The sequence below is a fragment of the Ornithinimicrobium pulveris genome (genome assembly GCF_050261105.1).
Classification (GTDB): domain Bacteria; phylum Actinomycetota; class Actinomycetes; order Actinomycetales; family Dermatophilaceae; genus Ornithinicoccus.
Map to the genome: position 1 here is coordinate 3,121,951 of NZ_CP189837.1, position 18,195 is coordinate 3,140,145.

Below are 18,195 nucleotides of genomic sequence, written 5' to 3' on the forward strand. Positions count from 1 at the left end.
ACAAGTCACAGACGCCACAAATGACACATCTGTAACTTGATTACCTTCCGCACCATAGCGGAGCACGCCTGAGCAACCCAAGCCGACGCGCGTGGCGTGTCTCATCTCGTGGTCAGCCGGCACAGCCGCGACCCTCAGAGGGAGTCGCGCTCCAGCAGCCCGGCGTCCACCAGCGCCTCGACCGAGGCCCTGGTCACCTCGACAGCGTCCCCGTCCGGCGGCGCCCCGAACTCCTCCACCAGCGCCGCCGCGAGCTCCTCGACCGTCGCGGGCTCCACCGCGCGCTCGCGGATCAACGTCCCCAAGGGCGAGACCCGTTGCACCTGCCCGTCGACGAGCACCAGCGACTCCCCGTCCAGGTGCAACTCGTCGTGGGCCGGAACCGCCCGATAGGTGATCACGCTCTCCCCGCTCACCACGGCGATCCCCGCCCGCAGATCTCTTCGGCGAGGGGCGCGAGGTCGGCCGCTTCGGCATACTCCACGGCGCGGGCACCACCGGTGCGCTCGAGGACGTCGGCGAGCCAGCGCAGCGGCCCCTCGGTCTTCATGAAGGCCGAGGACTCGGGGGTCAGGGCCATCACCGCGTCCAAGGTGTCGAGTTCCTCGATCTGCGGCGGCCCCTCATGCTCGGTCTCCCGACGGAGCAGCACGATGCCCGCCAGCCAGGGCTCGACCACAGGCGCGCGCAGCCCCAACTCGCCCGGCGCCTGCTCGTCCTTGACGCCCACCCAGTCCGGGCGGCGGGTCGACAGGGGCTTGGGATAGGGGGTGATCGTGCCGTCCCGGCGGACCCCGAGCGTCTCGTCGGAGACATACGTGAGCGCGGGCCCGAGCGTGCGGCACAGCGTGGTCTTGCCGGTGTTCCCCGGCGCCACGAAGGCCGCGGTCGCGCCGGTCTCCGGGTGCGCCAGCGCCGCGGCGTGCAGCATCAGCAGCTCTCCCGAGCGCGCCCCGATCACCGCGAAGGTCACCGACTGGGTGAGCCGCTGCAGCAGCCGTCGCAGGTCGCTGTCGCGCACATCGGTCTCGCCGCGGTCCCAGGCGCTGCTCGACTCGACCTGGTCGTCCGACATCAGCGCAGCCTCGACGACGCGCACGTGATCGGGGTCATCGGGGTCCCGGCTCACCGCTCGATCAGGGTCGCGCAGGCACAGGTGCCAGCGCTCTCGCACCGCCTCCGCAAGCGTCCGGGCGTCCTCCTCCCCACCCCCGAGCCGCAGGTCGACGTCGGTCCCCAGGACATGCAGCGGCACCACGGCCACGGGGCCCTGGTCACCTTGCGCATCGGTGGTCGTCACGGGTCAAACCTACTGTGGCAGGCTGTCGCCCATGTCGACCGCAGCCATCGCGCGCCCGGGGGTCCTCGTCGACCGCCTCGTGCCCCGCGCCTCCACGCTCACCAATGTCCTTCTCGTCGCCATCGGCGCCGCCGTCGTGGGCGTGCTGGCCCAGGCCGAGTGGCGGATCGGCCCGGTCCCGATCACCGGCCAGACCCTCGGCGTGATGCTGGTCGGTGGCGCTCTCGGCATGCGCCGCGGGGCCGCCGCGCTGACCACGTACATGATCGCCGGGCTCGCCGGTGCGCCGGTCTTCGCCGGCGGCGCGGGCGGTCCGGCCTATGTGATGGCCCCGACGTTCGGCTATGTGATCGGCTTCATCGGCGCCGCCGCGATCGCGGGTTGGGCGGCCGAGCGCGCCTGGGACCGCAACGTGCTGCTGGCCATGGGCGGCTTCCTGCTCGCCACCGCAGCCCCGTTCGTGGTCGGTATGCCGTATCTCGCCATCGTCCTCGGCCTCACCGACCTGTCCACCGTGGCGGCCTTCGGGCTGACGCCGTTCATCGTGCCGGGCCTGATCAAGGCCGGCCTGGCCGCGGCCCTGTTCCCGCTGGCCTGGAAGCTGGTCCGCCGCTTCGAGCGCTGAGGCTGGGCGATCGCGTCTCGCGCGGCCTCGACCACGTCTCGCGCGGGTACGCGGACGTGCGCATCGCTTCCCGCGTGACACCCCACCTGCGCGATCACCCGAGGTCTGAAGCGATGCGCACGTCGCGCTGAACACCTCAGCCGTCCTCGGCCTCCTCCAGCGCCGCCCGTGCCGCATCGCGCGCCTCGCGGGCGGCCCCGAGGTCCTCATCGGCGGCGGCCAGCACGGCCGCCGCCGATTCCTGTCCCGCCTCCGCGTCGCCGAGCTGCTGCTGGGCGGCAGCCAGGAGCCGCTCGGCCTGCGCCACCTGCGCCCGGGCCACCTCGATCGCGCGCTCCGCCGCCGTCACCGCATCCGCCGCCTGCTTCCGCGCCGCCCGGTATGCCGCAACCCCCTTCTCCGCCTCGTCCAGCTCTCGTTCGAGCAGGTCGAGATCGGGACCAGGCTCAGGGTCGTCACGCTCGTCGTGCTGATCGTCCTCCAGTTCGTCGCGCTCGTCCGGGTCGTCCTCCAGCTCGTCGATCCCCTCGCCCCCACCCTCGATTCGGGTCAGCACCACCCCTGTGCTCGTCCGCGCCACGGCATCGGCCACGTCCACCTCCCCGAAGCCGCTGTAGCTCAGCGCCCTCGTCAGGCTCCCGCTGAGCACCACCTCGGTCGCGGCCCCATCAGCCAGCGCGGCGATCGCCGTGTCCCGCACCTCCGAGGCCACCGCGCCGCTCAGCGCACCGCGGGCGCCCTCGTCTCCCCCGCCCGGACCATGCTCACCCGCAGCAGCGACCCAGTCAGCCAGCACCGCATCGCGCTCGCCCCGCAAGGCAGCCAGCCCCGCCGCATCCATCGCCGACTGCGCGTGCCGCAGCCGCTCCCCCACCTCGCGCAGACGTTCCACCACCGGATCCCCAGCCCGCACCAGCGCGTTCACCGTCGCCGCCGCCACGCTCGGGCGCCGCAACGCTCCGACCTCCTTGGCGATCTCCCGCAGCCCCGCGCCCCGCAGCTGGGTGACCCACGCCTTGCGGGAGGCGATGAACTCGGCCGGCTCCACGGCATACAGGGCATCGACGGCCGCCCGCAGCGCGGAGTCGGCGTCCAGATCCTCGGGCAGATCGACCATCGTGCGAGCAGCGTAGACCGCAGGTGGCATCGGCGCCGACGATGCGCATACGCTAGGAAGGCATCGACGCCGGCCGCCCAGGGTGACCGGCGTCAGCCATTTCGGCACCCAGCACGCTCGACCCAGATTCTGACCCAGATCCCGACCCCAGGACGCCACCATGAAGATCGCCCTGCTGACCGCCGGCGGAGACTGCCCCGGCCTCAACGCCGTCATCCGCGGCGTCGTGCTCAAGGGTGACCGCATCTACGACCACGAGTTCGTGGGGATCCGCGATGGTTTCCGCGGGCTGGTCGACGACGCGATCGTTCCCCTTCCCCGTCAGAAGGTCCGCGGCCTGTCCAAGGTCGGCGGCACCATCCTGGGCACCTCCCGGGTGAGCCCCTTCCGCAACGGCCACGGCACCGCGCGGGTCAAGGAGGTCATGGAGAAGCACGAGATCGACGCGCTCGTCGCCATCGGTGGCGAGGGTACGTTGACCGTGGCCCGGATGTTCCACGACGACGGCATCAAGGTCGTCGGCGTGCCCAAGACGATCGACAACGACCTGTCCGCGACCGACCGCACCTTCGGCTTCGACACCGCCGTCTCGATCGCGACCGAGTCCATCGACCGGCTGCGGACCACCGGCGAGGCGCACCACCGCTGCATGGTGGTCGAGGTGATGGGTCGGCACGTCGGCTGGATCGCCCTGCACGCCGGGATCGCCTCGGGCGCGCACGCGATCCTGATCCCCGAGGTCCCCGTGAGCCGCGAGCAGGTCTGCACCTGGGTGCAGCAGGCGATGGACCGCGGCCGCGCGCCGACGGTCGTGGTCGCCGAGGGGTTCACCTTCGAGGGCGATGACCAGGTCGAGAGCGGCCAGACCGATGGTTTCGGTCGGCCGGTCCTGGGCGGGATCGGTGATCAGGTGACCTCGATGATCGAGGAGCAGACCGGGATCGAGACCCGCAACACCACGCTCGGTCACCTCCAGCGCGGCGGCGTGCCCAGTTCCTACGACCGGGTGCTGGCCACCCGCTTCGGCACCGCCGCGGTCGACGCGGTCAGCAACCAGCTCTGGGGCACAATGGTCGCCCTCCAGGGGATCGACATCGTCAACGTCAACCTGCGCGATGCGACCAGCGAGCTCAAGTCCGTGCCCCGCGACCAGTGGGACGAGGCCGCCATCCTCTTCGGCTGAGGCGCTCGCCCGAACTCCTGCCCCTGAGGCCCGGTGTCGGTGGTCCCTCCTAGGATTCCCGGTATGTCGTTCCGCACCGACGCCGCTGCCCTCACCGACGACCTGGTCGTGCTCCGGCGCGAGTTGCACCAGATCCCGGAGGTGGGCCTGGACAACCCGCAGACGCAGGCCGCCGTGCTGCGCGCCCTGGAGGGGCTGCCGCTGGAGATCCACACGGGGACGGGCACGAGTTCGGTGGTCGCGGTGCTGCGGGGTGGCCGGCGCTCCGCGGGCAGCGAGATGGGGGACAGCGAGATGGGGGACAGCGACGACCCGCCTGTTCCCACCGTCCTGCTGCGTGGTGACACCGACGGGCTGCCCGTGACCGAGCGCACCGGCCTGCCCTACGCCGCGACCACCGGGACGATGCATGCCTGCGGGCACGATCTGCATACGGCGGGATTGGTGGGCGCGGCCCGCCTGCTCAGCGCGCGGCGCGAGGAGCTGGCCGGGGATGTCGTCTTCATGTTCCAGCCGGGCGAGGAGGGCTACGGCGGCGCCAAGGTGATGCTGGACGAGGGGCTGCTCGAGGTGAGCGGCAACCGGCCGATCGCGGCCTACGCGATCCATGTCTGCCCTGGACCGCGCGGTGTCTTCTGGCAGCGGACCGGCCCGATCCTGGCCGGCTCCAACACCCTGGAGATCACCGTCACCGGCCGCGGCGGTCACGGCTCCCAGCCGCACACCGCGGCCGACCCCGTGGCCGCGCTCATCGCGATCGCGTCCGACCTGCAGACGATGGTGACGCGCCGGTTCAGCGTCTTCGACCCGGTCGTGCTGACCGTCACCCGGCTGCGCGGCGGGGACGCGACCAATGTGATCCCGGATGACGCCTGGTTGGCGGCCACGGTGCGGACGCTGTCGGCGGAGCACACCGAGCTGATGCGGACCGAGGTGACCAGGCTCGCCACCCACATCGCCGAGGCGCACGGGTGCACCGCTGAGGTCGACTACCAGATTCAGTACCCCGTGACCGTCAACGATGCCGACGAGTCCGCCTGGGTGCTGGGGGCCCTGCGCGAGGAGTTCGGGCAGGACCGGGTCGAGGTGCGGGAGGACCCGATCATGGGCTCGGAGGACTTCTCCTTCGTGCTCGATGAGATCCCCGGGACCTTCTTCTTCCTGCAGTGCAGCCCGGATGAGGTGGACCTGGAGACCGCGGCCTGGAACCACTCGCCCGAGGTCCTCTTCGACGACTCCGTGCTCGGCGACCAGGCGGCGGCCCTGGCGACCCTGGCGCGGCAGCGGCTCGAGCAGGAGCGCGCGTGAGCGGCACTGCCTCGGAGGGGAGGCCCCTCGACGTGCCCACCGCGGCGGACGTCGATGACGCGGCGGAGCGGATCGCGGGCCGGGTCTCGCGCACTCCCCTGCAGGCCTGCACGCGGCTGTCCGAGGCCACCGGCGCCAGCGTCTGGCTCAAGCGGGAGGACCTGCAGCCGGTCCGCTCCTACAAGGGCCGGGGTGCGGCCAACCTGATCGCCCAGCTCGATGCCGAGCAGGTCTGGGCCGGGGTGGTCTGCGCCTCCGCCGGAAACCACGCCCAGGGTGTCGCGCACGCCTGCGCCACGCTCGGCGTCAACGCCCGGATCTACCTGCCAGCCACCACGCCCCGGCAGAAGCGCGAACGGGTCGCCACCCTGGGGGGCGACTGGGTCGAGGTGATCGTCGGCGGCCAGACCTATGACGAGGCCGCCGCCGCCGCGCGGGCAGACGCCGAACGCACCGGCGCGACGCTCGTCCCTGCCTTCGACCACCCGCACACGATCGCCGGGCAGGGCACGATCGCCCAGGAGATCGTCGAGGACCTGGTCGAGCTCGGACACGAGGTCGACGTGATCCTGGTGCCGGTCGGTGGGGGTGGCCTGCTCGCCGGCTGCCTCACCTATCTGGGTGAACGGCACCCCGGAGTCCGCGTCGTCGGCGTCGAGCCTGCTGGGGCCGCGTGCATGATCGCCGCCACCCACGCTGGCGAGCCGGTCACGCTGCCCGAGATCGACCGCTTCGTCGACGGCGCCGCCGTGCAGCGCGCGGGTGACTGGACCTATCAGGTGGTGGCACGGCATACACCCGGGCTGGTGGCCGTGCCCGAAGGGCGCCTCTGCACCGAGATGATCGCGCTCTACCAGAATGAAGGGATCGTCGCCGAGCCCGCGGGCGCGCTGGCGGCCTCCGCGCTGGACCGGGTCGGGATCGAGCCCGGACAGACCGTCGTCGTCGTGGTCTCCGGTGGCAACAACGACCTGCTGCGCTATGCCGAGGTGGTCGAGCGCTCGCTGATCCACGAAGGTCTCAAGCACTATTTCCTGGTCGACTTCCCGCAGGAGCCGGGGATGCTGCGCCGGTTCCTGCACGAGGTGCTGGGCCCGGATGACGACATCTCGCTGTTCGAGTACGTCAAGCGCAACAACCGCGAGACCGGCCCTGCCCTTGTCGGCATCGAGCTCGGCTCGAAGGACGACCTGCCCGGGCTGCTCGAGCGGATGGCCGCCTCCAGCATGGACGTCGAGCCGATCGCTCCCGACAGCCCGCTCTTCCGGTTCATCCTGTAGTCCTGGCCGCCACAGCGATCACCTCACGTGTCCGGTGGACATGCCGGCGTCGGCAGGGCATCGCTGGCGTCCCGTGGAAATCGTCACGTGGGAATTGCGCACGTACTCAACTCTTACGGGACGACTCTCACGGGACGGTTCTGCTCGCCCTGAATCCCCTCTCCGCCTGCCCTCAGCCGCGGGTGCGCCCCAGAATCCAGTAGGCGCAGAAGTAGACCGCCGTCTTCGCCAACCCCCGCTCACTGACCAGGTGGCGGCGTACCGACGCGGCCAGCTCCTGCTCGCCGCACACCCAGCCGTAGTCGGGAGCGGGCAGCGCGGCCGCTGAGATCGCCTCGAGCAGGGCCTCGCCGGGACGTCGGTCGCCCCGCTCCACGAGAGTCACGCTGCCGCGCGCAGGGGTCGGGAGCTCGGGCACCACACCGGCCGCGCCCACCTCCAGGAACACATGCGGCTCAACGTCCTCACCGCCCACGGACTCCAGGATCCCCGCGATGGCCGGGTATGCCGTTTCATCCCCCGCGATCACCTGCACCCTGGCCTCGGTCGGAGGGTGGTAGCACGCGGTCCCCGTCTGCACCGCGACCTCGGTACCCACCTGGGCGCCCGCCTCGACCGAGCGGACCCAGCTCGCGCCCGGCCCCTCGTCGATCTCTCCCTCGGGGTGCAGCACGACATCGATCACGAGCTCGTGGGTGGTGTCATCCCAGGAGCGGACGGTGTACCACCGCACATCCGGACGGATCTCCTCGGGCAGGGCAGCGATGACCGGCCGGGGGTTCGGCCCGGTGACGTGCGAGAGATCGGGCAGGTCGATGCCCGGGCGAGGCATGACCAGGCCGACGAACTCGTCCGGTCCGAGCACGGCATACCCGGACAGGGACGGGACGTGCAGGGTGAGTCGCCGCAGCCAGGGCGCGACCTGCTCGGTCGCGGCGACGTGGCCGGGGACGCAGCGGTGCTCGGTCCGCTCCAGCGGCATCGCCATCGAGCGCGCGTAGGACAGCTGGGTTGCCTTCGCGGCCGCCTGCGAGTTGACGGCCGAGCTGACGATCCGCGACGCGGTGGCCGAGACGGCGCGCCGCAGGCGGGCCGGGGTTTCGGCACTCAGGGTGGGCAGGGGAGCGTTCATGCGTGGGCCTCCAGTTCGGGCGCGAGCCGCGGGGTGGCGGCGCCGCCGAGGACGTGCCCGACCGGGCGGTGCCGGCCGAGCGGGATGACAGACAGGTCGCCGGTGGCTTCCTGCCACAGCACACGGCAGGTGATGCCGAAGACATCGCAGACGGTCTCGGCGGTGACGACCTCGCGCGGACCACCCTGGGCGACCACCCGGCCGCCGCGCATCGCGACCAGGTGGTCGGCGTAGCGGGCGGCCATCGCCAGGTCGTGCAGGACCATGACCACGGTGGTGCCGCGCCCGACGGACAGATCGCGGACGAGGTCGAGCACCTCCACCTGGTGGGCGATGTCGAGGAAGCTGGTGGGCTCATCGAGCAGGAGCAGGTCGGTGCGCTGGGCAAGGACCATGGCGATCCACACGCGCTGGCGCTGACCGCCGGAGAGCTCGGCGACCTCACGGCTGACGAGGTGGCCGGTGCCGGTGAGCTCGAGGGCTTCGGCAACAACGCCGTCATCCTCCCGCGTCCACTGGCGCAGCAAGCCGTGATGCGGGTGGCGACCACGGGACACCAGCTCGCCCACGGTGATGCCTTCGGGCACGACCGGGTGCTGGGGCAGCAGGGCCATCGACCGGGCGACCTGCTTGGTCGGCATCCGGTGCAGGTCCTGGCCGTCGAGGAGCACGCGGCCGGACGTGGGGCGCAGGAGCCGGGACAGGCCTCGGTGCAAGGTGGACTTGCCGCAGCCGTTGGGCCCGACGATCGCGGTCACCTTGCCCTCGGGCACGACCAGGTCGAGGTCGTGCACGATCGGCGCGGTCGCGGCGGTCTTGCCGTAGCCGAGGTTGAGTCGTTCGGCGGTCAGGACGGTCATGAGGAGGCCCTTTCGCGGGTGAGGAGCCAGAGCAGGAAGGGGGCGCCGACCAGGCCGGTGATCACGCCGACGGGCAGGTTCACGCCCGGTATGGCGTAGGCGCCCAGGTGGTCGGCGGTCACCACGACGACCGCGCCAACGAGGGCTGCCGCGCCGATGGCGGCGCGGCCGCCGAGCAGGCGGCGGGCAATGGGCCCGGAGAGGAAGGCGACGAAGGCGATCGGGCCGGCGACGGAGGTGGTGGCGGCGACCAGGAGCACGACCAGGCTGAGGGCGCGGCCCCGCACGGCGCGGGGCGGGGCGCCGACCCCGGCGGCCAGGTCGTCGCCGAGCTCGACGAGATGCAGCTCGCGGGCGGTGGCCAGTAAGAGAGGGAGGGCGACGGCGACGACGAGCGCGAGGAGTGCGATCTGGGTCCAGGTCACGCCGGTGAGGCTGCCGGTCAGCCAGACCATCGCCTCGTGCGCGCGGTAGACGTCGGCGCGCAGCAGCACCCAGTGCACGACCGAGGTGAGCATCGCCGACAGCGCGATCCCGACGAGGATCATCCGGGTGGGGGCGGCACCGGGACGGCTGCCGGACAGGGTCAGCAACGCGATCGCCACCAGCGCAGCACCGGCGAGAGCGGCGAGCGCGATGGCGGGACCATCGGCGCGCAGCACGACCAGGGAGAAGACCGCCGCAGCGCTGGCGCCCATCGTGAGGCCGAGGACGTCCGGGCTGGCCAGCGGATTGCGCGCCATCAGCTGGAAGGTCGCACCGGAGGCCCCCAGTGCCAGTCCGGCGAGGGTCCCCGCCACTGCGCGGGGCAGCTTGGACTCCATCAGCACGAAGCGCGCGCTGCCCGGGACAGCGTCGTGACCGAGCAGGATCCGCCAGAAGTCAGGGATGGTGATCGTGTAGTCGCCGAGCAGGGTGCGGATCGTGAAGGCGAGGGCGAGGGCGGCCAGGAGACCACCGATGACGAGCAGCCCGCGTCGCCCGGCCCGCTGACGAGCCACGCGGACCGCGGCGCCATCGAGGGAGACCGGGGAGCCGTCTGGGGTGGCGGCGGTGTGCGGGAGCAGCGACGCGCCCTTCCTGATCGAGTCCGTGGCGGGGGCGCTCATCGGACCGCCACCCTGCGGACCAGCCAGATCAGCGCGGGAGCACCGAGGACCGCAGTCATGATCCCGACCTGGATCTCCGAGGGCGGCATGACGACGCGGCCCAGAGTGTCGGTGAGCAGCACGAGCACCGGTCCGAGCAGGGCGCTGCCCAGCAGGATGCGGCGATAGTCGGGCCCGGTGACCAGGCGTACGAGGTGCGGGACGACGAGACCGACGAAGCCCACCGGACCAGCGAGGGCCACCGCGGACGCCGCCAGCCCGACCGCACCGACAGCGACGACGCCGCGGGCTAGGTGCACACGTTGCCCGAGGGCGCGCTCGAGGTCGTCGCCGAGCGCCGTGGCGTTGAGCACCGGTCCGGCGAAGGCGACGATGAGCACCGAGATCACCAGGAGGGGGAGCACGTCGAGGACGACGCCCGCCGGACGGCCAGCCACGCTGCCGACCTGCCAGAACCGGAAGGTGTCCAGCGCGCCCCGGTCGCTGACGAGCACGCCGGCCACCACGCTGATCGCCCCAGCCGAGAGGGCTGCCCCGGCGAGGGCCATGGTCAGAGGGGCGGGGCCACCGGGGGCGGCGGCGGACACGGCATACACGAGGGCGGCGGCGAGCACCCCACCCAGCAGCGCGAGCCAGACGTAGACGCCCGGCCCGGTGATCCCGAGCCAGGTGATGCCGAGGACCACGACGAGCGCTGCGCCCGCGTTGACGCCGAGGATGCCGGGGTCGGCGAGCGGGTTGCGGGTCAGGCCCTGCATCGCGGCGCCGGACAGCCCGACCGCCAGGCCGACCACCGCGCCGATGAGGGTGCGGTCGACCCGGGCGGCGACCACGGCTGCCGCCGGGTCGGTGGTGACCCCGGCGAGCGCGCCGCGGACGCCGTCGATGAGTTCAGCCGGGCCGAGCGTGCGTGAGCCCACGGCCACCGAGATGGCGGCCGCGAGCAGGACCGCGCCGAGCGCGATCGCCAACGGCCACCAGGTCCGGCGTCGGCTGACCAGCACCGGCCCAACTGCTGCCGGGTCGGCGGGACGCTCCCGCTCCACCGGCCGTGCGGGGCCGGTGGTGCGGGTGGTCGAGGTGCTGGTCATAGGAAGGGGCCGGTTCGGTCGTCAGCGGTGGTGGTGGTCGGCGAGGCGGGCGCCGGGCGCTCAGCGACCGGCTTCCTGCGCGGTCTTGGCTGCCTCCGCGACGTCCGGGATGAAGGTCTCCAGCGCGACGGGGATGGACAGCGGGGTCGGCGAGGACATGCCGAGCGCTGCCTGCTGGTCGGAGGAGGCGACGTAGGCGCCGGACTGCAGCGCGGAGATCTGCGAGAGCAAGGGGTCGGCCAGGACCTGCTCGGCCCCGAAGTCGCCCTCGGTGTAGAAGATGAAGACGTCGGCGTCGATGGTGTCGGCCTGCTCGGCCGAGACGTTGGCCGAGAACGCACCGTCGGTGCTCAGCTCCTCAACGAGAGGGCTGTTGACCATGCCGAGCTCGGTGAGGAACTGCGGGCGCAGGTCGGTCACCGTGTAGAGCCCCACCGTGGAGGTGTCGGTGGGGGTGAACCACCCCCACGCGAAGCTCGTGCCCTCCAGCTCGGGGTGGGCTTCCTTGGTCGCCTCGAAGGCGGCCTCGGTGTCGGCGATCGCCTCGCTGGCCTGGTCGGGGCGGCCGATGGCCTCGCCGACCAGCTCGACCGAGTCGCGCCACGGTGTGCTCCACGGCTGCTCGGGATAGGCGACGGTCGGGGCGATCGCGGAGAGCTTGTCGTAGTCCTCCTGAGAGATGCCCGAGTTGGTGCCGATGATCAGGTCAGGCTCCATCGCCGCGATCTCATCGACCGGTATGCCGTCGGACTCGTCGTAGCGGGTGATGTCGGCCGGATCCTGGCCCAGCTCGCGCACGGCCTCGTCGAACCAGTCGGTGGAGCCCTCTGCGTTGCCGCCCCAGGTGATCTTGACGGCGCCGACGGGGACCTCCCCGAGGGCGGCCATGATCTCGTGATCGGTCCAGCCGACCGTGACCACGCGCTGCGGATCGGACTCGATGGTGGTCTCGCCGAAGGCGTGGTCGACGGTGACCGGGAACTCTCCGGTGTCTTCGCTGCCCGCAGCCCCGCCCGCGGTCGAGCCCGCTCCGTCGCTGGTCGAGCCCGCGTTGTCGCCGGTCGAGCCCGCGTCGGCACCGCTCGGGCCGGTCGAGCAGGCACCCAGCGCCAGCGCACCGATGAGCGGCAGTGCGAGCAGGGTGGAGGTGGAGCGGATGCCGGTCGAGCCGGTCGAACGCAGGATCACGCAGATCTCCTTGCGAAGAGCTCGGGCGCCCTCGGGCGTCCGGTGACCGGCCAGCCCGGTCGCTCGGAAAGGTTAGGCACACCTAACCCCAAATGCAAACGGCCACCTTCGGTTATCTACCGGACGCGCGGCATGTCACCGAAAACACCCACCGAACGCGCGCCGTGCATCACCACAGGCCCACCGAACGCGCGGCATGGTGCGCCACGTCCCCACCGAACGCGCGGGAGGGACCACCCACGAGAGATCGCGTCCCCGGTCGCGTCAACCCGCATCCCCGGTCTCGGGGGGGTGGGGGGTCAGGTGGCGATCTTTTCGACGGCTTCCTCACGGTGCTTGCCGACCTGTCTGCCGTCGACCTTGCGCGGCCACCAGAACGTCTCCCCGAGCACCCGCACGATCGCCGGGGTCAGCACGGTGCGCACGATCAGGGTGTCGAGCAGCACACCGATGCAGATCACCACGCCGATCTGGGCCAGCACCACCAGGGGCAGCACCCCGAGAACGGCGAACACCGCTGCGAGCAACACACCCGCGCTGGTGATCACCCCGCCGGTCGCGCCGAGCGCGCGCAGCACGCCGTCCCGGGTGCCGTGCTCTCCGGCCTCCTCCAGCGTCCGCGTGATCAGGAAGATGTTGTAGTCCACACCCAAGGCGACGAGGAAGAGGAAGGAGAGCAACGGCATACTGGAATCGATGGCGGCGAAGCCGAAGACCCCGGTGAACAGCCACCATGAGATGCCTAGTGCCGCACAGGATGTCGCGACCGTGGTGACCACCAGGACCAGCGGCGCCACCACCGAGCGCAGCAGCAGCACCAGAGTCCCGAAGATCAGCGCCAGGACGAGCGGCATGATGACCCAGCGGTCGCGCACGCTGCCCTCATCCTCATCCACCGCCGAGGCATCGCCACCGGTGACATAGGTGTCGGAGCCGGACACCGCCGCCCTCACCTCCCGGACCGCGTCCTGCGACGCCTCACTGCCCGGCTCGGCATCGAGCACCACCTGGACCTGACCGATCCCCGCGTGCGGCGCCACCGGCGTGGCCTGGTCGACGCCGTCGATCTCGGCGATCGTCTCCGCCAGCTCCCCGAGCACGGCCTCGTCGTCGGTCCGGGTGACGACCACCAGCGGGTCGCTCGCGCCGGCCGGGAACGACTCCCCGAGCCGCTGCGCCGCGGTGATCGCCTCCGGGGTGTCGAGGAACTGGTCCTCGGGGGCGAGGCCGGTGCGGTACTGGGACAGCCCGACCGACATCGCCGCCAGCAGCACGGTGACACCGGCGATCCAGGCCCAGGGGCGGGCGGCGACGAGGTCACCGATCCGCCGCCAGATCGAGCGGGAGTCGGCCAACCCCTGCTCACCCTGGCGCGGAACCTTCGGCCAGAAGATCCAGCGGCCAAAGAGCACCAGCACCGCCGGGAGCACGATCAGACCCATCGTCATCGCGACCAGGATCCCGACCGCGCAGGCCAGACCCAGCCCGCGCGTGGTCGGGAAGACCGACAGCAGCAGGCAGAGCACGCCGACGATCACCGTGCTCGCGCTGGCGACGATCGCCTCCGCCGCGCGCCGCAGCGCGATCCCCATCGCCTCGTGCCGCGACTCCCGACGGCGCAGCTCATCGCGATAACGGCTGATCAGCAGGAGCGCGTAGTTGGTCGCCGCACCGAAGACCAGCACCGAGAGGATCCCGAACGTCGACTCGTCCCAGGCGACGCCAAACGTCTTGAGCACGTGGGTCGCGATGGTGGCGGCGACCTGGTCGCCGAGGCCCACGACCGCGAGCGGGATGACCCACAGTATCGGGCTTCGGTAGGTGATGATCAGCAGCACCGCCACCACCGAGGCCGTCACTGCGAGCAAGGTGATGTCGGCGCCGTCGAAGACCGAGGCGAGGTCGGCCGAGATCGCGGCCGGGCCGGTGACCTGCACGGTCACGTCGTCCGGGACCGCGTCGCGCAGCCCGGTGCGCAGCTCGGCGACCGCGTCCCGCGCGTCGCTGGCGGTGGGGGCGTCCAGGACGAGGACGCTGAAGGCCGCCGTCCCGTCATCCGCCGGGATGATGGGGTATGCCGTGTCCCCCACCCCAGGCGGGGGGCCGCTCTGCCCTCCCTCGTCGTTGCCGTTCTCGACGCCCGGGGGTGGGCCCTGACCCTCGCCGCCCTGCCCCTCCGGCGGCTCGGCCCCGTCGGGAGCCACCTCCTCGAGCACGGCGGCTAGATCGGGCAGCCGATCGGCGATCTGATCGTCCTCGACGGTGAAGAGCACGATCGCGCTCTGCGTCCCCTCGTCCGGCAACTCATCGAGCAGCGCCTGCCCTTCGGTGCCGTCGAAGCCCGCAGGCAGGCTGTCGAGCGGGCTGGGGGATCGTTCCGCCTGCCCGATGCCACCCACGATGAGCCCACCGAGAAGCAGGCCGAGGAGTGCGACGATCCAGGACCGGCGCCCGGTGATGAACTCGACGATGCGGGACACAGGTACCCCTTCGGAGTAGGGTGAGAGCCAAGATCACTCAATAAGTACCTTAGCAAGTGAGAAAGTTCGTGACGGAATCTAGCACGGGAACTAGCGGCCCGCACTCGGCCTGGACCGACCGGTGGGAGCCCAGCGAGACCCTCCTGGCGCTGCGCAAACTGCTCGACAGCGGCCGCCGGGTCACGCCCGCCATCGCCCGTCGCGCTGGTCTGACGCACACGGAACTGGCCCTGCTCGAGCACGTCACCGAGGAGCCCGTTGGGCCGAGCGAGTTGGCCCACCGGCTAGGGGTCACCACCGCCGCCGCCAGCGGCATCGTGGACCGCTTGGAGAGCCGCGGCCACGTGCAGCGCCAGCCCCACCCCACCGACCGCCGCCGCACCGCGGTGGTGCCGACGCCGAGTGGTCGCGAGGAGCTCATGGGGCATCTCATGCCGATGTTCGTGGAGTTGGCCCAACTCGACGCCGACCTCACCGAGGACGAGCGCGCCGTCGTGCTCCGCTTCCTCCAGGCTGCCGACCGCGCAGTCTCTCGCCTGCTGTAGTGGACCTACACTGGAGGAATGACCTCCCCGTCCGACGCCCTGCGCGCGGTCGCCGTCACGGTCTCGGACCGCAGCTCGGACGGCCGCCGCGAGGACGAGTCCGGCCGGATCCTGGTCGCCGCGCTCGAGGCCCTCGGGTATGCCGTGACCGGGCTGGTCGTGGTCCCTGACGGTGTCGAGTCGGTGGCCGGGGCTCTCCGCAACGCCGTCGAGGACGGTGCGCGCCTGGTCGTGACGACCGGTGGCACGGGGATGGGTCCGCGCGACCTCACCCCGGAGGGGACCCGCCAGGTGATCACCCGCGACAACCCAGGCTTGGCCGAACTGTTGCGTCGGGAGGGAAGCCGGCACACGCCATACGCGGCCGTCTCCCGGGGCCTGGTCGGCGTCGTCGACTGGCCGTCCGAGCGCGGTCACGGCGGCACGCTCGTGCTGAACCTGCCCGGACGCCCGTCGGCGGTGCAAGAGGGGATGGACGTGCTCGGCCCGCTGCTCGGGCACTTACTCGCCCAAGTGTCGGGAGGCGACCACTGATGACCGACCGCGCGAACCAGCCGACCGAGGACCGGACGACTGCACCTGAGCGCGAACACCTGGTGGACCGCTTCGGTCGGGTCCACCGCGATCTGCGCGTGTCGGTGACCGACAGGTGCTCGCTGCGGTGCACGTACTGCATGCCCGAGGCCGGGGTGCCCTGGTTGCCGCGGGCGACGATGCTGAGCACCGACGAACTCATCCGACTGGCCGGGGTGGCCGTCTCGCTCGGGATCGAGGAGATCCGGCTGACCGGTGGTGAGCCGCTGCTGCGCCGCGACCTGGTCGACGTCGTTGCCGGGATGGCTGCGCTGCCCGGTGCGCCGGAGATCTCGATGACCACCAACGGCGTGGGTCTGGACAAGAACGCGGCGGCGCTGCGGGAGGCCGGGCTGACTCGGGTCAACGTCAGCCTGGACACGCTGAAGCGGGAGACCTTCATCGAGCTGGCCAAGCGCGACCGGCTCAGCGATACCCTCGCCGGGATCGAGGCCGCGGCCCGGTCCGGGCTGGTGCCGGTGAAGATCAACACCGTGCTGATGCGCGGCGTGAACGATGTCGAGGCGCCTGATCTGTTGGCCTTCGCGCTTGAGCACGGCTATGAGTTGCGCTTCATCGAGCAGATGCCGCTGGATGCTCAGCACCAGTGGGACCGCTCGCAGATGATCACCGGCGAGGAGATCCTCGGATGGTTGCGGCCGCACTTCGACCTCACGCCCCAGCCGGACGAGGCGCGGGGATCGGCTCCGGCCGAGCTCTTCCTGGTCAACGGCGGCCCGGCGACGGTGGGCGTGATCGCCTCGGTGACCATGCCCTTCTGCGGGACGTGCGACCGGGTGCGGCTGACGGCCGACGGGCAGGTGCGGAACTGTCTGTTCGCCACCGGCGAGACCAACCTGCGCGATCCGATGCGCGAGGGGGCCAGCGATGAGGAATTGGCTCAGCTCTTCCGGGAGTCGATCGGGGCCAAGCTTCCCGGGCATGGGATCAACGAGCCGGGCTTCCTGCAGCCGCCGCGGCCGATGAGCGCCATCGGAGGCTGAGCTCAGGGCGAGTGGCGTGGGACGAGCCGCGGTCTGGTCAGCGTGGGACGAGCCGCGGTCTGGTGAGCGTGGGCCGAGCTGGCGCCAGTCCTCAGCCGCCGGCGAAGGGTGGCAGAACGTCGAGGACGGCGTCGGGCGCGATCGGGGTGGCGCGGTCGGAGACGTACTGCCCCTCGTGCAAGATCGAGCTGCGCTCCAGGACCCGCTCCAGCTGGGCGCCATGCTGGGCCACCAGGGTCTCCAAGAGGCTGCCCAGGTCTTCAGCCTGGACGTGCTCCTGCTGTGTGCCAGCGGCCTCGGCGGCCGCCGCGAAATATCTCACCGTCGCCATGGGTCCAGTCTCCCAGACGTGGGGCCTCCCCCAGACTCCGCTGTCCGCGACTCCGATGTTGAGGACTCCCAGGTCCGCGACGTCGAGGTCCGCGAGGTCCGCGACGTCAGGAGAAGGAGCGGCGGGCCTCCCGGGCGGCCTGGCGCACACCACCTCGCTCAGCGAGGAAGCCGCCGAGCAGACCGACGGCCGGCAGGTTGCGCATGGTGCGCGCGATCAACCCACCCTGTGGTCGCTCGTCGAGCAGGTCACCGATCGAGCGGAACTGTCGTGCGACCCGGCGGATCAGCAGTGCGCTGGAGCCGACCCGGTGCAGGATGCCGGGCGGGTCCTCGGGGTCGGGCTCCGCGGCGGTCTCGACGGTGAGGTCCTCGGGCTGACCGGGATCGCCCTGATGGAGGGCGGCGCGGACGTCCTCGAGCGGGATGTCGCGACCCAGCACGATCCGGGCTGCCGCAGCCACGCGGTCGGCCTCATCGGTCCCGCCGACCTCGTGCGCGACTGCGTTGACCACCAGCACCTGGCCCGCTGCGCCGAGGGTGTTGAGGATGGGCGCGGTCGCCATCCGGGCGATCCGACCACCGAAACTAGGCAGGGCTACCAGCGCGGCCACGGCTGTCCCGAATCGATCCACCCACCAGTCCACTCGGTGGTCCAGGTCCGCTGCGGACCAGTCGTCATGGCGCGGGTGCACCTTGCCGGTCACCTGACGCGCGCCGAAGCGAGCGACCGATGCCGCGGCCGAGCCCACCGTGGTCGCCGCCGAGCCCACCGCGCCGGCGGCCGACGTGACCGCGCCCAGCACGCCGCCGCGCCTGGTGGTGTCATCGCCGGTGGCTTGTTCTTGCGCTCCGCTCATCGCCCGTGGCCTCGTCGCCACTGGACTCTGGGCTGGGGCCCCCGGCCCCGGAGTCCGGAGATTTCTCCACCTCCTCCTCGATCTGCTCAGACGTGGGCTGGTCCTCACCCATGAGCAATCCGCGGGCACGGTCGAACTCACGGCTGGCGCGGGCGAGGATGGTGATGAGGTGCTGGTCGGAGATCTGACCCATGACCGTAACGCTATCTA

General features: G+C 71.6%; 19 protein-coding genes. 7 read left to right on the top strand and 12 right to left on the bottom strand.

The features are described 5' to 3' along the window. Positions 1 to 134: 134 nt before the first annotated feature. Entirely contained in the window at positions 135 to 416 is a 282-nt protein-coding gene (locus ACQBAT_RS14575) for a hypothetical protein (RefSeq protein WP_420748630.1), read from the bottom strand. Further along, complete coding sequence (locus tag ACQBAT_RS14580) at positions 413 to 1,300, bottom strand: hypothetical protein (protein ID WP_420748631.1); 888 nt, start codon at positions 1,298 to 1,300, stop codon at positions 413 to 415. Before ACQBAT_RS14580 ends, ACQBAT_RS14575 begins: the two co-directional genes overlap by 4 nt. Before the next feature lie 31 nt (positions 1,301 to 1,331). Here ACQBAT_RS14580 and ACQBAT_RS14585 point away from each other — a divergent pair, with 31 nt between their 5' ends. After that, positions 1,332 to 1,925, top strand: a complete 594-nt coding sequence (locus ACQBAT_RS14585) for a biotin transporter BioY (RefSeq protein ID WP_420748632.1) — start codon at positions 1,332 to 1,334, stop codon at positions 1,923 to 1,925. 136 nt (positions 1,926 to 2,061) lie between these two features. On the opposite strand, the gene ACQBAT_RS14590 is transcribed toward ACQBAT_RS14585, so the two are convergent. After that, positions 2,062 to 3,042 (bottom strand): hypothetical protein, encoded by a 981-nt coding sequence (locus ACQBAT_RS14590; protein WP_420748633.1) that lies wholly within the window; start codon positions 3,040 to 3,042, stop codon positions 2,062 to 2,064. 160 nt (positions 3,043 to 3,202) lie between these two features. On the opposite strand from ACQBAT_RS14590, the gene ACQBAT_RS14595 reads away from it, so the two are divergent. The 3 genes from ACQBAT_RS14595 (at position 3,203) to ilvA (ending at position 6,813) form a co-directional block, all read left to right on the top strand. After that, positions 3,203 to 4,225, top strand: coding sequence for a 6-phosphofructokinase (locus ACQBAT_RS14595; RefSeq protein WP_420748634.1), 1,023 nt, complete (start codon positions 3,203 to 3,205; stop codon positions 4,223 to 4,225). 63 nt (positions 4,226 to 4,288) lie between these two features. Continuing rightward, entirely contained in the window at positions 4,289 to 5,533 is a 1,245-nt protein-coding gene (locus ACQBAT_RS14600) for a M20 metallopeptidase family protein (RefSeq protein ID WP_420748635.1), read from the top strand. Next, positions 5,530 to 6,813, top strand: a complete 1,284-nt coding sequence (gene ilvA, locus ACQBAT_RS14605) for a threonine ammonia-lyase IlvA (protein ID WP_420748636.1) — start codon at positions 5,530 to 5,532, stop codon at positions 6,811 to 6,813. Before ACQBAT_RS14600 ends, ilvA begins: the two co-directional genes overlap by 4 nt. 172 nt (positions 6,814 to 6,985) lie before the next feature. Here the strand turns inward: ilvA and ACQBAT_RS14610 are convergent, their stop codons facing one another. The 6 genes from ACQBAT_RS14610 to ACQBAT_RS14635 all read right to left on the bottom strand — a co-directional run bounded on the left by ACQBAT_RS14610 (position 6,986) and on the right by ACQBAT_RS14635 (position 14,673). Next, a complete protein-coding gene (locus tag ACQBAT_RS14610; protein WP_420748637.1) occupies positions 6,986 to 7,945 on the bottom strand; it encodes a siderophore-interacting protein in 960 nt (319 codons plus the stop codon). Then, positions 7,942 to 8,805: an ABC transporter ATP-binding protein gene (locus ACQBAT_RS14615; protein WP_420748638.1), complete on the bottom strand. Its 864-nt coding sequence runs from the start codon at positions 8,803 to 8,805 to the stop codon at positions 7,942 to 7,944. Before ACQBAT_RS14615 ends, ACQBAT_RS14610 begins: the two co-directional genes overlap by 4 nt. Further along, positions 8,802 to 9,914 (bottom strand): FecCD family ABC transporter permease, encoded by a 1,113-nt coding sequence (locus tag ACQBAT_RS14620; RefSeq protein ID WP_420748639.1) that lies wholly within the window; start codon positions 9,912 to 9,914, stop codon positions 8,802 to 8,804. The genes ACQBAT_RS14615 and ACQBAT_RS14620 overlap by 4 nt, the downstream gene beginning before the upstream one ends. After that, the gene (locus ACQBAT_RS14625) at positions 9,911 to 11,005 is read right to left on the bottom strand and encodes a FecCD family ABC transporter permease (RefSeq protein WP_420748640.1); all 1,095 of its coding nucleotides are present in this window, start codon (positions 11,003 to 11,005) and stop codon (positions 9,911 to 9,913) included. The genes ACQBAT_RS14620 and ACQBAT_RS14625 overlap by 4 nt, the downstream gene beginning before the upstream one ends. A gap of 60 nt (positions 11,006 to 11,065) precedes the next feature. Continuing rightward, positions 11,066 to 12,193 (bottom strand): iron-siderophore ABC transporter substrate-binding protein, encoded by a 1,128-nt coding sequence (locus tag ACQBAT_RS14630; protein ID WP_420748641.1) that lies wholly within the window; start codon positions 12,191 to 12,193, stop codon positions 11,066 to 11,068. Positions 12,194 to 12,492: 299 nt separating this feature from the next. Further along, positions 12,493 to 14,673: an MMPL family transporter gene (locus ACQBAT_RS14635; protein WP_420748642.1), complete on the bottom strand. Its 2,181-nt coding sequence runs from the start codon at positions 14,671 to 14,673 to the stop codon at positions 12,493 to 12,495. Positions 14,674 to 14,741: 68 nt separating this feature from the next. Here ACQBAT_RS14635 and ACQBAT_RS14640 point away from each other — a divergent pair, with 68 nt between their 5' ends. Genes ACQBAT_RS14640 through moaA form a run of 3 tightly spaced genes read left to right on the top strand, consistent with a single transcriptional unit; the run spans position 14,742 to position 16,795 of the window. Then, positions 14,742 to 15,218 carry a MarR family winged helix-turn-helix transcriptional regulator gene (locus tag ACQBAT_RS14640; protein WP_420748643.1) on the top strand — a complete coding sequence of 159 codons (477 nt, stop codon included), beginning with the start codon at positions 14,742 to 14,744 and terminating at the stop codon, positions 15,216 to 15,218. 18 nt (positions 15,219 to 15,236) lie between these two features. After that, the gene (locus ACQBAT_RS14645) at positions 15,237 to 15,752 is read left to right on the top strand and encodes a MogA/MoaB family molybdenum cofactor biosynthesis protein (protein ID WP_420748644.1); all 516 of its coding nucleotides are present in this window, start codon (positions 15,237 to 15,239) and stop codon (positions 15,750 to 15,752) included. Then, positions 15,752 to 16,795: a GTP 3',8-cyclase MoaA gene (moaA, locus tag ACQBAT_RS14650; protein WP_420748645.1), complete on the top strand. Its 1,044-nt coding sequence runs from the start codon at positions 15,752 to 15,754 to the stop codon at positions 16,793 to 16,795. Before ACQBAT_RS14645 ends, moaA begins: the two co-directional genes overlap by 1 nt. Before the next feature lie 91 nt (positions 16,796 to 16,886). Here moaA and ACQBAT_RS14655 read toward each other — a convergent pair whose 3' ends face one another. From ACQBAT_RS14655 to ACQBAT_RS14665, 3 genes are all read right to left on the bottom strand, one after another. After that, entirely contained in the window at positions 16,887 to 17,126 is a 240-nt protein-coding gene (locus ACQBAT_RS14655; RefSeq protein WP_420748646.1) for a MoaD/ThiS family protein, read from the bottom strand. A gap of 106 nt (positions 17,127 to 17,232) precedes the next feature. Further along, positions 17,233 to 17,985, bottom strand: coding sequence for a hypothetical protein (locus tag ACQBAT_RS14660; RefSeq protein ID WP_420748647.1), 753 nt, complete (start codon positions 17,983 to 17,985; stop codon positions 17,233 to 17,235). Then, entirely contained in the window at positions 17,951 to 18,178 is a 228-nt protein-coding gene (locus ACQBAT_RS14665) for a hypothetical protein (RefSeq protein WP_420748648.1), read from the bottom strand. Before ACQBAT_RS14665 ends, ACQBAT_RS14660 begins: the two co-directional genes overlap by 35 nt. Positions 18,179 to 18,195: the final 17 nt, after the last annotated feature.

What these genes read in the sequence shown, in the direction of transcription:
- ACQBAT_RS14625 (WP_420748640.1), bottom strand. Translation starts at nt 11,005, where the DNA reads ATGACCAGCACCTCGACCACCCGCACCACCGGCCCCGCACGGCCGGTG.
- ACQBAT_RS14615 (WP_420748638.1), bottom strand. Translation starts at nt 8,805, where the DNA reads ATGACCGTCCTGACCGCCGAACGACTCAACCTCGGCTACGGCAAGACC.
- ACQBAT_RS14665 (WP_420748648.1), bottom strand. Translation starts at nt 18,178, where the DNA reads ATGGGTCAGATCTCCGACCAGCACCTCATCACCATCCTCGCCCGCGCC.
- ACQBAT_RS14610 (WP_420748637.1), bottom strand. Translation starts at nt 7,945, where the DNA reads ATGAACGCTCCCCTGCCCACCCTGAGTGCCGAAACCCCGGCCCGCCTG.
- ACQBAT_RS14595 (WP_420748634.1), top strand. Translation starts at nt 3,203, where the DNA reads ATGAAGATCGCCCTGCTGACCGCCGGCGGAGACTGCCCCGGCCTCAAC.
- ACQBAT_RS14655 (WP_420748646.1), bottom strand. Translation starts at nt 17,126, where the DNA reads ATGGCGACGGTGAGATATTTCGCGGCGGCCGCCGAGGCCGCTGGCACA.
- ACQBAT_RS14585 (WP_420748632.1), top strand. Translation starts at nt 1,332, where the DNA reads ATGTCGACCGCAGCCATCGCGCGCCCGGGGGTCCTCGTCGACCGCCTC.
- ACQBAT_RS14600 (WP_420748635.1), top strand. Translation starts at nt 4,289, where the DNA reads ATGTCGTTCCGCACCGACGCCGCTGCCCTCACCGACGACCTGGTCGTG.
- ACQBAT_RS14660 (WP_420748647.1), bottom strand. Translation starts at nt 17,985, where the DNA reads ATGAGCGGAGCGCAAGAACAAGCCACCGGCGATGACACCACCAGGCGC.
- ACQBAT_RS14645 (WP_420748644.1), top strand. Translation starts at nt 15,237, where the DNA reads ATGACCTCCCCGTCCGACGCCCTGCGCGCGGTCGCCGTCACGGTCTCG.
- ACQBAT_RS14590 (WP_420748633.1), bottom strand. Translation starts at nt 3,042, where the DNA reads ATGGTCGATCTGCCCGAGGATCTGGACGCCGACTCCGCGCTGCGGGCG.
- moaA (WP_420748645.1), top strand. Translation starts at nt 15,752, where the DNA reads ATGACCGACCGCGCGAACCAGCCGACCGAGGACCGGACGACTGCACCT.
- ACQBAT_RS14620 (WP_420748639.1), bottom strand. Translation starts at nt 9,914, where the DNA reads ATGAGCGCCCCCGCCACGGACTCGATCAGGAAGGGCGCGTCGCTGCTC.